Annotated in this window: 16 protein-coding genes; 4 read left to right on the top strand and 12 right to left on the bottom strand. The window is 71.5% G+C overall.

Annotated features, from left to right (window positions below; all coding sequences use genetic code 11):
• Positions 1-20 precede the first annotated feature (20 nt).
• From A4U64_RS05550 to A4U64_RS05530, 5 genes are all read right to left on the bottom strand, one after another.
• Complete coding sequence (locus A4U64_RS05550) at positions 21-575, bottom strand: Clp protease N-terminal domain-containing protein (RefSeq protein ID WP_065922303.1); 555 nt, start codon at positions 573-575, stop codon at positions 21-23.
• A gap of 6 nt (positions 576-581) precedes the next feature.
• A complete protein-coding gene (locus A4U64_RS05545) occupies positions 582-797 on the bottom strand; it encodes a hypothetical protein (RefSeq protein ID WP_003937583.1) in 216 nt (71 codons plus the stop codon).
• A 71-nt stretch (positions 798-868) separates the two neighbouring features.
• Positions 869-1,606: a lysophospholipid acyltransferase family protein gene (locus A4U64_RS05540; protein WP_065922302.1), complete on the bottom strand. Its 738-nt coding sequence runs from the start codon at positions 1,604-1,606 to the stop codon at positions 869-871.
• A 74-nt stretch (positions 1,607-1,680) separates the two neighbouring features.
• The gene (locus tag A4U64_RS05535; RefSeq protein ID WP_006935906.1) at positions 1,681-2,772 is read right to left on the bottom strand and encodes a PLP-dependent cysteine synthase family protein; all 1,092 of its coding nucleotides are present in this window, start codon (positions 2,770-2,772) and stop codon (positions 1,681-1,683) included.
• The gene (locus A4U64_RS05530) at positions 2,769-3,104 is read right to left on the bottom strand and encodes a DUF4229 domain-containing protein (protein ID WP_006935907.1); all 336 of its coding nucleotides are present in this window, start codon (positions 3,102-3,104) and stop codon (positions 2,769-2,771) included. Before A4U64_RS05530 ends, A4U64_RS05535 begins: the two co-directional genes overlap by 4 nt.
• Before the next feature lie 162 nt (positions 3,105-3,266).
• On the opposite strand from A4U64_RS05530, the gene A4U64_RS05525 reads away from it, so the two are divergent.
• Together A4U64_RS05525 and A4U64_RS05520 are read left to right on the top strand one after the other, a co-directional pair.
• On the top strand, positions 3,267-3,476 hold the full coding sequence (locus A4U64_RS05525; protein ID WP_006935908.1) for a BldC family transcriptional regulator: 210 nt from the start codon (positions 3,267-3,269) through the stop codon (positions 3,474-3,476).
• A 130-nt stretch (positions 3,477-3,606) separates the two neighbouring features.
• Positions 3,607-3,807, top strand: a complete 201-nt coding sequence (locus A4U64_RS05520; protein ID WP_029545121.1) for a hypothetical protein — start codon at positions 3,607-3,609, stop codon at positions 3,805-3,807.
• Here A4U64_RS05520 and A4U64_RS05515 read toward each other — a convergent pair.
• Genes A4U64_RS05515 through hemL form a run of 7 tightly spaced genes read right to left on the bottom strand, consistent with a single transcriptional unit; the run spans position 3,789 to position 11,144 of the window.
• Complete coding sequence (locus A4U64_RS05515) at positions 3,789-4,901, bottom strand: MinD/ParA family ATP-binding protein (protein WP_029545123.1); 1,113 nt, start codon at positions 4,899-4,901, stop codon at positions 3,789-3,791. The genes A4U64_RS05520 and A4U64_RS05515 overlap by 19 nt on opposite strands.
• A 53-nt stretch (positions 4,902-4,954) precedes the next feature.
• Positions 4,955-5,938 (bottom strand): c-type cytochrome biogenesis protein CcsB, encoded by a 984-nt coding sequence (gene ccsB / locus A4U64_RS05510; RefSeq protein WP_029545125.1) that lies wholly within the window; start codon positions 5,936-5,938, stop codon positions 4,955-4,957.
• Positions 5,935-7,617: a cytochrome c biogenesis protein ResB gene (gene resB / locus A4U64_RS05505; protein ID WP_006935921.1), complete on the bottom strand. Its 1,683-nt coding sequence runs from the start codon at positions 7,615-7,617 to the stop codon at positions 5,935-5,937. The genes ccsB and resB overlap by 4 nt, the downstream gene beginning before the upstream one ends.
• Positions 7,614-8,474 (bottom strand): cytochrome c biogenesis CcdA family protein, encoded by an 861-nt coding sequence (locus A4U64_RS05500; RefSeq protein WP_006935923.1) that lies wholly within the window; start codon positions 8,472-8,474, stop codon positions 7,614-7,616. Before A4U64_RS05500 ends, resB begins: the two co-directional genes overlap by 4 nt.
• A gap of 35 nt (positions 8,475-8,509) precedes the next feature.
• Entirely contained in the window at positions 8,510-9,124 is a 615-nt protein-coding gene (locus A4U64_RS05495) for a TlpA disulfide reductase family protein (protein ID WP_043803231.1), read from the bottom strand.
• Positions 9,121-9,771, bottom strand: a complete 651-nt coding sequence (locus A4U64_RS05490; RefSeq protein WP_043803234.1) for a histidine phosphatase family protein — start codon at positions 9,769-9,771, stop codon at positions 9,121-9,123. Before A4U64_RS05490 ends, A4U64_RS05495 begins: the two co-directional genes overlap by 4 nt.
• Before the next feature lie 50 nt (positions 9,772-9,821).
• Positions 9,822-11,144 (bottom strand): glutamate-1-semialdehyde 2,1-aminomutase, encoded by a 1,323-nt coding sequence (hemL, locus tag A4U64_RS05485; RefSeq protein ID WP_043803237.1) that lies wholly within the window; start codon positions 11,142-11,144, stop codon positions 9,822-9,824.
• An 81-nt stretch (positions 11,145-11,225) separates the two neighbouring features.
• Between hemL and A4U64_RS05480 the strand changes: the two genes are divergently transcribed.
• Positions 11,226-12,806, top strand: a complete 1,581-nt coding sequence (locus A4U64_RS05480) for an ATP-binding protein (protein ID WP_232334193.1) — start codon at positions 11,226-11,228, stop codon at positions 12,804-12,806.
• On the top strand, positions 12,803-14,740 hold the full coding sequence (locus A4U64_RS05475) for an acyl-CoA dehydrogenase family protein (protein ID WP_006935934.1): 1,938 nt from the start codon (positions 12,803-12,805) through the stop codon (positions 14,738-14,740). The genes A4U64_RS05480 and A4U64_RS05475 overlap by 4 nt, the downstream gene beginning before the upstream one ends.
• Positions 14,741-14,750: the final 10 nt, after the last annotated feature.

Raw genomic sequence — 14,750 nt, 5'->3', positions numbered from 1 at the left:
CGCGGTCGGGAACCGGTCGGTCAGGCGGCGCGACCCGGGTAGTCGCGCAGGCGGTCGCGGAGCGCCCTGCGGGACACGTGGGACTCGACGAGCGTGCAGGCGCGGTCGTCGTCGGAGCGCAGTATCCCGAGCAGGAGGTGCTCGCAGCCGATGACGCGGTCGCGGCGCGCGAGGGCTTCCCGCAGGGCGAGCTGCAGGGACTTCTTCGCGGCAGGATCGAACGGAAGGTGGCCGGCGAACGGCCTCCGCCGGTTCCGGCCGAGTCCGCGGTCGAGGACGCCCTCCCCGAAGGTCTCCTCGAGCCGGGCCCGGACGGAATCGAGGTCGATGCCGATGGCCCCGAGCGCGGCGGCGTCCTCGTCGCCGAGCACCCCGGTGTCCCGGGCGAGTTCGCTGCGCACGGTCTCGGCCGTGAGGCCGACGTCGGCGAGCAGGTGCCGCAGCGTCACGTCCGCGGTGACGAGGAGGCCGAGCAGCAGGTGGGCCGGCTCGATGCGGGGAGCGTTCAGCTCCCGGGCCTCCGCCTGCGCGGTGACGACGGCGGCTCGTGCGCCGGCGGTGAATCGTTCGAACACGGCGGATCACCCACGCTTCCGGTTGTACTTCTGGTGGACGGCCTGCCTGCTCACCTCGAGCGCATCGGCGATCGCCTGCCACGACCAGCCCTGCCGGCGGGCGTTGTCGACCTGGATCGCCTCGAGTCGTTCGAGCAACCGTCGCAGGGCCCGCACGGCCCGCAATCCCTCTGCGGGGTCGGGGCTTCCGGCGGCGGCGGCGAGTGTGGTGGCCTCGGTCATACCGTCAATTTACGTTGACAAGCGGGCGGACGTCAAGAAAAGTTGACGCGCCGGGCCGGGGCGCGACCGGTTCAGTACCGCGCGACGGCGCCGTCCACCGCACGCTGCAGCTCGTCCTGCACCAGGCGCGTGACGTCGCGGACCTTGCCGTCGAGGTCGGTGACCGGCTCGGTGAGGAACACGCTCGCCGGGCGTGACGGGTCCTTGCCGGGCCCGTAGCCGATGCCGACGCACACCAGCGCGGGCCGCGCCCCCAGATCGCGCGAGCGGCGGACGATGTGCCCGATGCCGGTCCCGAGCGGCTGCACTCGGGTCGGGTCCCCCTCGTTGCAGGTGCCCTCGGGGAAGATCGCGACGCTGTCGCCGTGATGCAGCCGCGCGGCGGAGACGTCCATCATCCGGCGCCCGGCGTCGGAGACCGCCCGCAGGCCGTGGTTCTTGGCCCGGAAGACCGGGATCCCGCCCATCATGTCGATCTTGCGGCGCTGCGACTCGTCGGCGAACAGCTCGTCCTTCGCCAGCACCCGCGTGCTGCCGATCACCGGGCGCAGCGGGGAACGCCACGCCGTCGCCGCGAGGACGTACTGATCGCTGTGGGTGAGGTGGTTGGCGACGATCAGGAGGGGCGTGCGAGCCCGGATGAGTTCGCGGAGGCGATCGCGGACCCCGTCGTCGCAGCGCACCCGGGGGCGGTACCGGGCGGCGAGCAGGGCGTAGGCCGCCCGGGCGACGGGCCGGCTCTGCCGGTGCTCGAGGTAGAAGTCGTAGACGGCTTCGTAGTTGTCCAGGGCCACGACGGGGCGTTCCATGCCCCCACGATACTCAACCTACGACACCGTAGGCTACGGCCTCGTAGGGTCGGGTGCGGCCGGGCCGCGACGGCTCAGGCCTCCCACCTGCCGGTGTCCGCGAACTTCTCGAGCGTCGCGGTCGGGCCGGCCAGATCCATGCCCTCACCGGCCACCCAGCCGTCGTCGAAGTAGGTGCCCGCGTAGCGTTCCCCGCCGTCGCACAGGAGGGTGACGACGCTGCCGCGCCGGCCGTCGGCGATCATCTCGGCGATCAGGCCGAACGCACCCCACAGGTTGGTCCCGGTCGAGCCCCCGACGCGGCGGCCCAGGCTCTCGCTCGCGTGCCGCATGGCGGCGATCGACGCGGCATCGGGCACCCGGATCATCCGGTCCACCACCTGGCCGACGAACGACGGCTCCACCCGGGGCCTGCCGATGCCCTCGATCCGCGACGGCATGCCGGTGGTGTAGTCCACCGAGCCCGTCTCGTACCCGCCGTAGAACGCGGAGTTCTCGGGGTCGACGACGGCCAGCCGGGTGCGGTGGCGGCGGTACCGGATGTACCGCCCGACGGTCGCGCTGGTGCCGCCGGTGCCCGCGCCGACGACGATCCACTCCGGGATCGGATGCTCCTCGAGCTGCAACTGGGTGAAGATCGATTCGGCGATGTTGTTGTTGCCGCGCCAGTCGGTGGCCCGCTCGGCGTGGGTGAACTGGTCCATGAAGTGACCGCCCAGCTCGACGGCGAGCCGGCGTGCCTCGGCGTAGATCTCCGGCGGCCGGTCGATGTAGTGGCACCGCCCGCCCTGCGCCTCGATGAGCGCAACCTTGGCGGGGCTGGTGTTGCGCGGCATCACCGCGACGAAGTCGAGGCCGAGCAGCTTCGCGAAGTATGCCTCGCTGACGGCGGTCGAACCGGACGACGCCTCGACGATCGGGGTGTCCTCGCGCACCCAGCCGTTGCAAATGGCATAGAGGAACAGCGACCGCGCGAGCCGGTGCTTCAGGCTGCCGGTGATGTGCGTGGACTCGTCCTTCAGGTACAGCTGGACACCCCACCCGGGAGGCAGCGGATAGCGCAGCAGGTGCGTGTCGGCGCTGCGCTGGGCGTCGGCCTCGATCAGCTGGACGGCACGGTCCACCCAGTCCCGCGACGCGCTGCGATCGACGACGCCGTCGCTCACCTACGATCCTCGCCGCGCAGGCGGGCCTGCAGGTCGGCCCGGTCGGCGCGGCGGCGCGCGTCGACGGACGCGATACTCTCGTTCACCCGGCGGCGCAGCGGCGCGAACACGACGAGCGAGAGCGGCAGCGCGATCAGCACCGCGAAGAGCGCGGCGACCAGCAGGGGGATCTCCACTCCGAACAGGCGGGGCACGTAGAGGATCACCACAGCGAGCACGAGGACGAGAGCCAGCCGGGCCAGCGAGTAGAGGGCGACGTCCCGGGCCAGGGTGCCCTTGCCGGTGCCGGTGTTGCCGGGCTGGTCAGGACGGTTCTGCGATGCTTCACTCACCCGTCCAGGGTAACCGCCGCGCGCGGGCACCCTGCTGGTCGACCGTCCGTTTTGTCTATTACTTCCGCTTTACCAACCGTAGACCGTTCGAGCAACCGGGGTATTCGGTGTCAACATGGCCACGTCGATCCGAACGAGACGAAACACCCGGAAGGACCATCGATGAGCGCACCCGCATTCAACGGCGCGAAGGAATCGCTGCTGACCCCCGGCCAGGTCGCGGCCCTGTTCCACGTGGACCCGAAGACGGTCACCCGCTGGGCCCACGCCGGCCGGCTCGGCTCGCTGCGCACCCCCGGCGGTCACCGCCGCTTCCGGGAGTCCGAGGTACTCGCGCTGCTGCGCTCCCTCACCACCGAAGCCACCCGCTGATCCGAGGAGACGGAGGCCTCGTCGGGGACCCAGGCCACATCTGCACTCCCGCCACTACGAATAGACTGAAGGAGCAGGCCCGGCCGGCTGCGGAAACGCCGGCGGACTGCTCGCGGCGAGGAGGTGCGTGGTGCTCTACCTGTTGGCCATAGTCGGTGCCCTCACGATTGCGGTGCTGCTGTGGAAGGCGTTCGGTCCCGACCTTCGCTCCCGGCCGACCCGCGTGATCGGACCCGACGACGACCCGGACTTCCTGTGGAAGGTCGACCGGGAGTTCCGGCGCAGGTCCGCCGACGGCACCCCCGGACCCGATCAGGACCCCGGAGACTGATCTCCGGCCGAGTGACCTGTCCCGCCGCTGCGCTCGCCCCGGTGGCCTGTCCCGTCGCTGCGCTCGCCCCGGTGACCTGTCCCGTCGCTGCGCTCGCCCCGGTGACCTGTCCCGTCGCTGCGCTCGCCCCGGTGACCGCGACGCGGGAAGTCCGCGGCGACCCCCGCCGCGAGTTCCAGCAGGGCTCGCCGGGTGCGTGGCTGCAGCCGGGCCAGGTCCACCTCCGCACCCTCCTCGAGGTGCGGATCGAACGGCAGCACGTGGACGGCGCGGCAGCGCCGCGCGAAGTGCTCGACCAGCCGCTCCACGTCCACCTTGCCGGACCGGGGCCGCACGGCGTTGACCACCGCCACCGAGCGGGCCACCAGGTCCCGGTAACCGTGGGCGTCGAGCCAGTCCAGCGTCGCCGAGGCGCTCCGCGCGCCGTCCACCGATCCGGAGCTGACGACCACCAGCGTGTCCGCGTTCTCGAGAATCGCGCGCATCGCCGAGTGCATCAGTCCCGTGCCGCAGTCGGTGAGCACGATGTTGTGGAACCGTTCGAGGAGTGCCAGTGCCCGCTCGTAGTCCCGCGCGCTGAACGCCTCCGAGACGGCCGGGTCGCTGTCCGAGGCCAGCACCTCGAGGCGATGCCGGTTCTGTGAGGTGTGGGCCCGGACGTCGCCGTAACGGTGGATGTGCGCCTCGTCGCGCAGCAGCGTGCGCACCGTGCCGGACGCTCGGTCGGCGACCTTCTGGCTCAGTGTCCCCCGGTCGGGGTTGGCGTCCACCGCAACCACCCGGTCGCCCCGCAACGACGCGAACGTCGACCCGAGCGTGACCGTGGTGGTGGTCTTGCCGACCCCACCCTTCAGGCTCAGCAGCGCGATCCGGTAGCAGCCGTGCAGCGGTCCGCGCACCTGCTCGACCAGTTCGCGGCGCTGCCGGCCCCGCCGGCTGTCGCCGGGATCGATGCGCCCGCCGGTGCCGCGGTACACGGCCCGGCGCCACCCCCGCGCGGGCGCCGGCTGCACCCGGCTCACGAGAAGCGATGCGTCCAGATCCCGCGCCGACGGCTGCGCCGTCCCCGTCCGCTCGCCGTCCTCCGGCACCACGTCGTCCCCCGTCCCCGGTCCCCCACGGCCCGGCCGACGCGGACGATAACAGATCAGGTCAGGCCGGCGTACGAGTGCAGACCGGAGACGACCATGTTGATGATGAAGAGGTTGAACAGCATGGCGACGAAGCCGGCGACGTTGATCCAGGCCGCGCGCGTGTTGCGCCAGCCCGACGTCGCGCGGGCGTGCAGGTACGCCGCGTACATCACCCAGGTGATGAACGAGACGGTCTCCTTGGGATCCCAGCCCCAGAACCGGCCCCAGGCGGCCTCGGCCCAGATCGCGCCGAGGATGATGCCGGCACCGAACAGCGGGAACCCGATGATGGTGGTGCGGTACGCGAGACGGTCCAGGGTCTGCGCGTCCGGCAGGCGCTCGGCGATCCGGCCGAACACGCCGCGACCCTCCTCGCCCTTCGGGAACCGGATGCGCAGCAGGAACAGCAGGCTGGCGACGCCGGAGACCAGGAAGATGCCGCTGCCGACGCTGATGATGGTCACATGGATGGGCAGCCAGAACGACTGCAGGGCGGGCACGACGGGCGCGGCGTCGGCGTACAGCACGGTCGCCGCGAGGAACATCAGGATCAGCACCGGCACGAGAAGGTAGACCCACATGATCCGGTAGGCCGGCCGGCGCAGCACCACCAGGCCGAACAGCACCGCCGCGGCGCACGCCATCGACACGAACTCGTACATGTTGCCGAGCGGGAAGCGCTCGGTGGACAGCCCGCGCAGCACGATCGACGTGACCTGCAGGGCGGCCACCACGACGACGAGCGCGCGCCCCATGTTGCCGAGACGCTCGGACAGCGTCCGGCCCCGCGGCTCCTCCACCCGGCCCGGACCGTCCGGCGCCGAGGGCGGCTCGCCGGCCGCGCCGACGGCGACGAGCGTGCGCTCACGCTCGGCGACGAGATCGGCCCGGTGCGAGGCGTACTCGGCGATCAGCAACACCAGCGCGAGCACCAGCACCGCGAACGCCGATTCGAATGCCCAGTCGCTGTACTGCGCGAGGGTCTCGTTGAGGGTCATGCCTTCTTCTCCTGTGCTGCCTTCGCACGTGCGGTCGTGTCGTCGCCGAGCAATCGGCCGGTCAGACGCTCGAACTCGTCACCCCATCCGGCCTGGTCGGTCCGGGCGAGACCACCGAGTTCTACTACGGTACGTCGTTCCCCGTCGGCCACTGTACCGGCCGGGTAGGCCCGCACCCAGATCCGGCGGCGCTTGATCAGCAACGACACCAGTAGCCCCACCATCATCGTGATCGCCGAAACCAGCACCCAGGTCTGCGCCGGGTCGTGCGAGACCTGCAGGTTCACGAAATCGGTCGCGCCGTCGAAGCGGATCTGTGTCCCGTCGGGGAGCGTCACGCTCTCCCCCGCGAACAGGTTCACCCGGTCCTGCTTGACCAGCCGGCCCTGGTTGATCAGCTCACCGTTGAGGGAGAACAGCGACTGCGGGGTGCCGGTGTCGAGACCCGTGTCGCCCTTGTAGATGTCGATCGCGACGGCGGGATCGGTCAGCGCCGGGTAACCGGAGGACAACAGGTTGCCGTGGAACACCGCGGTGGGCGCGAACAGGCCCTCTATCGCGATCTGGTTGCGCCGCCGCTCGTCGGGATCCGGGTACATCCCGCCCGGCGGGTCGAACCGCATCGCGCCGCTGCTGAGGAAGGTGGTCGCGTCGTCGGGCCGCCACTGCAGCGTCTCGGTGCGGGTCTCGCCGTCGGGCCACGTCACCGTGAAGGACGGCGCGAAGCCGTGGCCCTGCAGGTAGACGCGGTCGCTACCGACCCGCAGCGGGTGGTTGACCCGCAGCTGCGCGTCGCGCCAGGTGTTCGTCGCCAGGTCGGCCCCCGCCTGGTAGTCGATGTTCGAGGTGAACATCTCGGCCTGCCCGTTGTCGAGATAGTCCGCGGAGAAGTCCTTCACGCGGATGCACATCGGAGTCAGGCCCGTGCCGTCGAGGGTGTTGCCCGCGCGGAACGAGTCGAACGCCGCCGGCGAGCTCGTGCAGAACTCCTCACCGTTGGCGACCAGGATGCGCTGGCCCTCGTAGCCGAACAGCTTGCCCACCGCGACCGCGGCGAGCAGACCCACCAGCGCGAGGTGGAACAGCAGGTTGCCGGCCTCGCGCAGGTACCCCTTCTCCGCGGAGAGCGTGAGCTCGCCGTCGCGCGCGCCGCGCCCCGCGGTCGTCTCCACGCCGCGCTCGGCGATGCGCCAGCCCCGCAGCTGACCGCGCACCCGGGCGAGCACCTCCTCGGGCGAGGCGTCGACCGTGGTCTCGAGGTGGTGCGGCAGCCGCGACAGGTTGCGCGGCGCCGGCACGGGCCGGGTGCGCAGCGCCCGGTAGTACTCCGTGCAGCGCGGCAGGATGCAGCCGATCAGGGAGACGAACAGCAGCACGTAGATCGCGGTGAACCAGAAGCTGCCGAACACGTCGAACAACTCGAGCCGGTCCAGGAGCGGCCCGAGGGTCGGGCGCGCGGCGATGTACTCGTCGACCTTGCCGGAATTGAGGCTGCGCTGCGGCAGCAGCGCGCCGGGGATCGCGGCCAGCGCGAGCAGGAACAGCAGCACCAGCGCGGTGCGCATCGACGTCAGGCCGCGCCAGGTGTTGCGGACGAACGCCGCGGTGCGACCGGCCGGGCCCTGCCGCGGCGGCGGGGTCGGCGACGGTGGGGCGGTGGGGGTGTCGGTGGCCGTCATATTGGCATCGTGACCTCGGAAATAAAGGCGTCCCGGATCCAGGAGACGAACACGTCCCAGGCGCCGGTGACGAGGGCGATTCCGACGGCCACGAGCATGAAGCCGCCGACGAGTTGGACGGTGCGGGCGTGGGCACGCAGCCAGCCCACCCCGCGCAGGGCCCGCGCCGAGCCCAGCGCGAGAACGACGAAGGGCAGCCCGAGGCCGAGGCAGTACGCCACGATCAACGCGACGCCCCGCGCGGCGGTGGTGCCCTCGGTCCCCGCGGCCAGGGAGATCACCCCGGCGAGCGTGGGACCGAGGCACGGCGTCCACCCGAGGGCGAAGACGCCGCCGAGCAGCGGCGCGCCTGCCAGTCCGGAGATGCGCCGGGGTTCGGGGCGGGTGTCGCGCTGCAACGCCGGGATCAGCCCGACGAACACCAGGCCCATCACGATGGTGACCACCCCGCCGATCCGCATCAGCACCTCGCGGTTGACGGAGAGCACGGAGATCGCGCCGAACACCGACGCGGTGGCGAGGACGAACACGACCGTGAATCCGGCGACGAACAGCGCGGCGGCCCCGGCGACGCGCAGGCGCCCGTCGTCGCGGACGGTGGTGGTGCGCCCGCGCGCCTCGGCGGCGGTCACCGCGGGGGCCTCGGCACCCACGACACCGGCCAGATAGGACAGGTAACCGGGCACGAGCGGCACCACGCAGGGCGATGCGAAGGACACGAGTCCGGCCAGCAGGCACGCCCCGAGGGCCAGCAGCAGCGGGCCGGACGAGGCGACCGACTGGAAGGTGTCCCCGATGCCCGCGGCGAGGACGGCCTCGCTCACCAGCGGATCACTGCTCACCACTGCACCACCCATGCCACTGCACCACCCATGTCACTGCACCACCCATGTCACTGCTCGGACGGACTTTCCGCGGCCACGCGCTCGACGACCGGCTGCAGATCGCTCGCGAGCAGTTCGGTCAGGAACACGGCGGCGACGCGGTGGTCACGGTCGAGGACGACCGTGGTCGGTACGACCGAGGTCGGGTAGTTCGCCCCCAGGGCGAGCAGCGAGCGCATCGACGGGTCGTAGATCGACGGGTAGCCCACCCGGTTGTCGACGACGAAATCCTGGGCCTTGTCGCGCTGGTTGTCGCGGACGTTGATGCCGAGGAACTGCACGCCCTGATCCTTGGTGGCCTCGTAGACCTGCTCGAGGTCGTCGGCCTCGCTGCGGCACGGGGCGCACCACTGGCCCCACACGTTGAGCACCACCACCTGGCCGGCGTAGTCGTCGAGCGAGAGGGTCTGCCCCTCGTTCATCAGGTCCTCACCCGACAGTGCACCGAGGGTGCCGCGGTCCGTGGGCGGGTCGTAGAAGATCCGGGTCTGGCCCCCGGGCGAGACGAAGTCGAAGGTGCCGCCGGTGGCGACGGCGTCGTCACCGGTGGCGCACGACGTGAGAGTGAGGCCGCAGGCCAGCGCCGCCGCCAGCGCCGCCCGTCGCGTGGCCCGGCGCCTCATGCGCCGTGGACGGTCGGGTCCGAAGCCCCGGCCGGTTCGGAGTAGACGATGTCGACGAGGGTGTCGCCCTGGTACACCAGCGAGGTCATCGATGCGAGGCTGCACTGACGGTGCTGCGGGTTGTGCCACAGCCGCTCGCCCTCGAGGAAGCGGCGCAGCGTCCACACCGGCAGCTGGTGGCTGACGCACACCGCCTCCCGGCCGACCGCGGCGATGCGGGCGGCGTTGACGGCGGCGAGCATGCGGTGCGCGATCTGCAGGTAGGGCTCTCCCCACGACGGGGTGAAGGGGTCGCGCAGCTTCCACCAGTGCCGCGGCCGGCTCAACGCCCCGTCGCCGACGGCGACCCGCAGGCCCTCGAACTGGTTGCCCGCCTCGATGAGGTTGTCGTCCGTCGCCACCGGCAGGCCGTGCTTGTCCGCGATCGGCTGGGCGGTCTGCTGGGCCCGCTCGAGCGGAGAGGCGACGATGTGCGCGACGTCGTGGTCGGCGAGCGCCGAGGCCACCGACCGGGCCTGTGCCTCCCCGGTCACGGACAGCCGGAAGCCGGGCAGACGGCCGTAGAGGATGCCGCTGGGGTTGTGCACCTCGCCGTGCCGGAGCACGTGCACGATGGTGCGGGACTCGGACGGGGCAGGTTCGGTCACGTGGGAATTCCTCGGGTGTGCGTCGGGTGTGGTGGCGTGGGAGGGCCCGCTCAGGCCGTGGCGGCCGCCGCGGCCTTCGCTGCGTGCGGCAGCGCGTCGGCGATGCGGGAGAACGCGTCGTCGTCGAGCACGGAGGAGACGAACCACGTCTCGAACGCGCTGGGCGGGGCGTAGACGCCGTGGTCGAGCAGGGCGTGGAAGAACGCCGGGAACCGCCACGTCTGCGCGGCCTTGGCCTGCGCGTAGTCGGTCACCGGATCCTCGGTGAAGAAGACGCTGAGCATCGTGCCGGCGAACTGGACCCGGTGCGCGACGCCCTCGGCCGTGAGTGCCTCGCCGATCATCCGTCCGAGGGTGGTGGCGTTCCGGTCGAGCGCGGCGTAGGCGGCGCTGTCGGCGGCGCGCAGGCTGGCCAGCCCGGCGGCGACGGCGACCGGATTACCCGACAGGGTGCCGGCCTGGTAGACGGGCCCCGCCGGCGCGAGGTGGGCCATGACGTCGGCGCGGCCGCCGAACGCGGCCGCGGGCAGGCCGCCGCTCATCACCTTGCCGAACGTCATGAGGTCGCCGGCGACACCGTCGATGCCGTACCAGCCGGCCGGTCCCGCCCGGAACCCGGTCATCACCTCGTCCATGATCAGCAGCGCGCCGTGCTCGCGGGTCAGCTCGCGCAGGCCGGCGTTGAAGCCCGGCAGCGGCGGGACGGTGCCCATGTTGCCGGCGGCGGCCTCGGTGATCACCGCGGCGATCTTCCCCGGGTTGGCCGCGAACGCCGCGCGCACCGCCTCGAGGTCGTTGTACGGCACGACGATGGTGTCCTCGGCCTGCGCACCGGTCACACCCGGCGACGTCGGCAGCCCGAAGGTGGCGACGCCGGAGCCGGCGTCGGCGAGCAGGGCGTCGACGTGACCGTGATAACAGCCCGCAAACTTGACGATCTTGGTTCGGCCGGTGAATCCGCGTGCCAGCCGCACCGCGCTCATCGTCGCCTCGGTGCCCGAGTTGACGAGCCGGACCTGCTCGACGGGCTCGATGCGCGCCACGATCTCCTCGGCGAGTTCCACCTCACCGGCCGTCGGCGCGCCGAACGACAGGCCCGTCGAGGCGGCGCTGCACACCGCGTCGACGACCGCCGGGTGCGCGTGGCCGAGGATCATCGGCCCCCACGAACACACCAGGTCGACATAGGAATTGCCGTCCACGTCGGTCAGCGTGTAGCCCGAGGCGGACGCGACGAAGCGCGGGGTACCGCCGACCGATCCGAATGCGCGGACCGGAGAGTTCACACCCCCGGGAATCACCTTCGACGCCCGGTCGAACAGTGCGGTGGATACGGAGTCGCGGGCGCGAGATGCATCGGGGGTCGCAGTCACGACCTCCAGTGTCCCAGTTTCGCGGGATTTGCCAAAAGGCGTGGACCCTGCAACGGCGGTCGTTCCGGTAGGAATGTGACCATGGTCTCGTTCGACGACGTCCGGATCGCCCTCGCGGACCGTTTCCGGGTGGTCACCGCCGCGTTGTCCGCCGACGGCCGTGAGGTACTTCTCACCGGACCGGTGGACGTCGGTGTCGACGTCGGCGGGTTCGCGGTCGTCGAACTCGACGACGGGCGCCGCCTCGCCGTGCAGGTCCGCAGCGTGCGCATCGTCGAACGCGAGGGCGCCGACGTCGACGTCACCGTCGACGAACCGGGTCTGCCGGTGCGATCGGTGCGGGGCCGGGCGATGGTGCGGACGCTGGCGGGTTCCGCGACCGTCCTGGGGGTGTTCGGCGACGGCCGGTTCGTCGCCACGCCGGAGACGGAGCCGTTTCCCGAGCGGCATGTGCGTCCGGCCACCGAGGCCGAGACCGCGACGATCGCCGCCGCGCTCGCCGGCACCCTCGACGTGGGCACCATGCTGCACGCCCCGGCGGTGCCGGCGCGGCTGCACCCGGCGGGCTTCGCCCGGCACACCTTCATGTGCGGCCAGTCCGGCTCCGGCAAGACGTACACGACCGGCGCGGTCCTCGAACGGCTGCTCGTCGCGACGACCCTGCCGATCGTGGTGCTCGACCCCAACTCCGACCACGTGCAGCTCGGCCGGCTGCGGGATCCGGGGGACGACTCCCCCGCCGCGCGCCGGCATCGCGAGGCCGCGACCGGAGTGCGGGTGGTACGGGCCCGCGGCGCCGACTCCGACCACCTGCTGTGCCTGGATCTCAGCGACCTTCCCCTCGTCGCGCAGGCGCTGCTGCTGCGCCTGGACCCGGTGCACGACCTCGACGAGTACTCGGCGTTGCGCCGCGTCACCGCCTCCCTCGCCGTCCCCTACTCGGTCGCGGACGTGCGGTCCGCGGCGGCGGCCGACCCCGCGACCGCGCGTCTCGCGACCCGCATCGACAACCTGGGGATCGCGGCGTGGGAGCTGTGGCGCCGGGGGGACGAACGCTCGGCCGCCGAACTCGACATGACGGCGGGCCGGTGCTTCGTGATCGATCTCGGCAGCCTGAACTCCCCCGGCGAGCGGGCCGCGGTGGCGCTCGGCCTGCTGGGCCGGCTGTGGATGCTGCGGCGGCGCCGCCTGCCGATGCTCCTGGTGGTGGACGAGGCGCACAACATCCTGCCGTCGGCCACGGCGGACCCGTTGTCGTCGAGCACCGCGGATCTGGGAGTGCTCATCGCCGGCGAGGGCCGCAAGTTCGGGCTGCACCTGTTCGTCGCCACGCAGCGCCCCGGGAAGGTGCATCCGAACGTCGTGTCCCAGTGCGACAACCTGTTGCTGATGCGCATGAACGGCAGCACCGATCGAGGAGCTCGCACACCTGTTCTCGCACGTCCCGCCGGCGATGCTGCACCGCGCCACGACGTTCGGGCTGGGCCAGGCCCTCTTCGCGGGACCGATCGCTCCGACCCCCCTGCTGGCCCGCGTCGGGACACGGGTCAGTCCGGAAGGCGGCGCGGACGTCCCGACGGACTGGGCGCATCCTGCAGCCGATACCGGCGTTCTCACATACCCACACGAGGGGCCCGAATCGTCCTAGTGTCGAGTCCATGACGACCACAGCTGAGCACATCCGCATCACCCTGGACGGCGCGTGGCGGCAGGCGCGCGAGCGGGCCCGCGCGGATCTGGACCGGCCCGAGTTCGCCCCGCACTACACGCCGGACCTGGACGCGGCCCGGGCGATCACGCTGAAGCAGATGCGGATGCTCGCCGAATCCGGCTATGCCCGGGCGGGCTTCTCCAAGGCGGTGGGCGGGGGCGGCGACGCCGGTGGTGCGGTGGCGTCGATCGAGATGCTCGCCATGTCGGACCTGTCGCTGATGGTCAAGGCCGGGGTGCAGTGGGGCCTGTTCGGCGGCGCGATCGAGAATCTCGGCACGACCCGTCACCACGAGCGCTACCTCGGCCCGCTCATCGACCTCGATCTGCTCGGCTGCTTCGCGATGACCGAGACCGGTCACGGCTCCGACGTCCAGTCGCTCGAGACGACGGCGTCGTACGACCCGGGCACCGAGGAGTTCGTGATCCACTCCCCCACCCCGTCCTCACGCAAGGACTACATCGGCGGCGCGGCGCAGCACGCGACGGTCGCCGCGGTGTTCGCGCAACTGATCACCGGGGGCAAGTCCCAGGGCGTGCACTGCTTCGTCGTGCCGATCCGCGACGAGAACGGCGACGACCTGCCCGGCGTCACCACCTCCGATTGCGGCCACAAGGGCGGCCTGCCGGGCGTGGACAACGGGCGGATCATGTTCGACCACGTGCGGATCCCGCGGGAGAACCTGCTCAACCGGTACGCCGACGTCGAGCCCGACGGGACCTACGTCTCGGCGATCGAGAACCCGAACCGCCGCTTCTTCACCATGGTGGGCACGCTCGTGCGGGGCCGGGTCACCGTCGGCGGCTCGGCGGGTGCCGCGGCCCGCGTCGCGCTGTCGATCGCGACGCGGTACGCGTTGCAGCGCCGCCAATTCAGCGCCCCGGGCGACGAGAACGAGGTGCTGCTGATGGACTACCTGGTGCATCAGCGCCGCCTGCTGCCGCTCATCGCGAGGTCGTACGCGCTGACCTTCGCGCAGAACGAGCTGGTCTCGACCATGGACCGGATCCAGACCACGCCCGTCGACGACGTCGACCCCCAGGAGCAGCGTGAGCTCGAGAGCCGCGCCGCCGGACTGAAGGTCGCCAACACCGCCCACGCGACGCGCGCCATCCAGGAGTGCCGCGAGGCCTGCGGCGGCGCCGGATACATGGCCGAGAACCGGCTGACGGCGTTGAAGGCGGACACCGACGTGTTCACCACCTTCGAGGGCGACAACCACGTGCTGACCCAGCTCGTCGCCAAGGAACTGCTCACCGCCTACGCGGACGAGGTCCGCGGGATGAGCCCGGTGGAGTGGATGAAGTTCGCCGCCGTCACGGTGTCGGACATCGTCAAGAAGCGCACCGCCGCGCAGCAGATCCTCCAGACCCTCGTCGACACCCGGAAGGACAACGAGGAGGACGGCAGCCTCTTCGACCGGGGCACGCAGATGGCGATGTTCGAGTCCCGGGAGCAGTACCTGCTCTCGACGGCGGCGCGGCGGCTGCAGGCCGCGTCGAAGCGCGAGGAGAACATGTTCGACGCGTTCAACTTCGTGCAGGACCACGTGCTGCACGCCGCGCAGGCCCACATCGACCGGGTCGTGCTCGAGGCGTTCGTCGCGGGCATCGACTCGTGTCCCGACGAGGCGGGCCGCGAGCTGCTGTCGGACCTGTGCGACCTGTACGCGCTGAGTGTCATCGACGAGGACAAGGCCTGGTACATGGAGCACCGGCAGCTGTCGGTGGAGCGGGCGAAGGCCGTGTCACGCGGCATCAACGAACGCTGCCGGACCCTGCGCCCGCACGTGACGACGCTCGTCGAGGGTCTCGGCGTGCCGGAGCACCTGCTGGGGTCGGCGATGCTCGACGGTCCGGGCACGGACGCCGGTCGCCTCGGCTGACCCGCCGGGC

It is taken from the genome of Rhodococcus sp. WB1 (assembly GCF_001700945.1).
GTDB lineage: Bacteria > Actinomycetota > Actinomycetes > Mycobacteriales > Mycobacteriaceae > Rhodococcus > Rhodococcus aetherivorans.
Note: the sequence above shows the minus strand (reverse complement) of the source record. Positions and strands in the feature narration are given on the sequence as shown.

Coding starts and splice junctions, on each gene's coding strand:
- ccsB (WP_029545125.1), bottom strand. CDS start 5,938: ATGACCCTCAACGAGACCCTCGCGCAGTACAGCGACTGGGCATTCGAA.
- A4U64_RS05475 (WP_006935934.1), top strand. CDS start 12,803: ATGACGACCACAGCTGAGCACATCCGCATCACCCTGGACGGCGCGTGG.
- A4U64_RS05545 (WP_003937583.1), bottom strand. CDS start 797: ATGACCGAGGCCACCACACTCGCCGCCGCCGCCGGAAGCCCCGACCCC.
- resB (WP_006935921.1), bottom strand. CDS start 7,617: ATGACGGCCACCGACACCCCCACCGCCCCACCGTCGCCGACCCCGCCG.
- A4U64_RS05525 (WP_006935908.1), top strand. CDS start 3,267: ATGAGCGCACCCGCATTCAACGGCGCGAAGGAATCGCTGCTGACCCCC.
- A4U64_RS05480 (WP_232334193.1), top strand. CDS start 11,226: ATGGTCTCGTTCGACGACGTCCGGATCGCCCTCGCGGACCGTTTCCGG.
- A4U64_RS05495 (WP_043803231.1), bottom strand. CDS start 9,124: ATGAGGCGCCGGGCCACGCGACGGGCGGCGCTGGCGGCGGCGCTGGCC.
- A4U64_RS05540 (WP_065922302.1), bottom strand. CDS start 1,606: ATGGAACGCCCCGTCGTGGCCCTGGACAACTACGAAGCCGTCTACGAC.
- A4U64_RS05500 (WP_006935923.1), bottom strand. CDS start 8,474: ATGGGTGGTGCAGTGGTGAGCAGTGATCCGCTGGTGAGCGAGGCCGTC.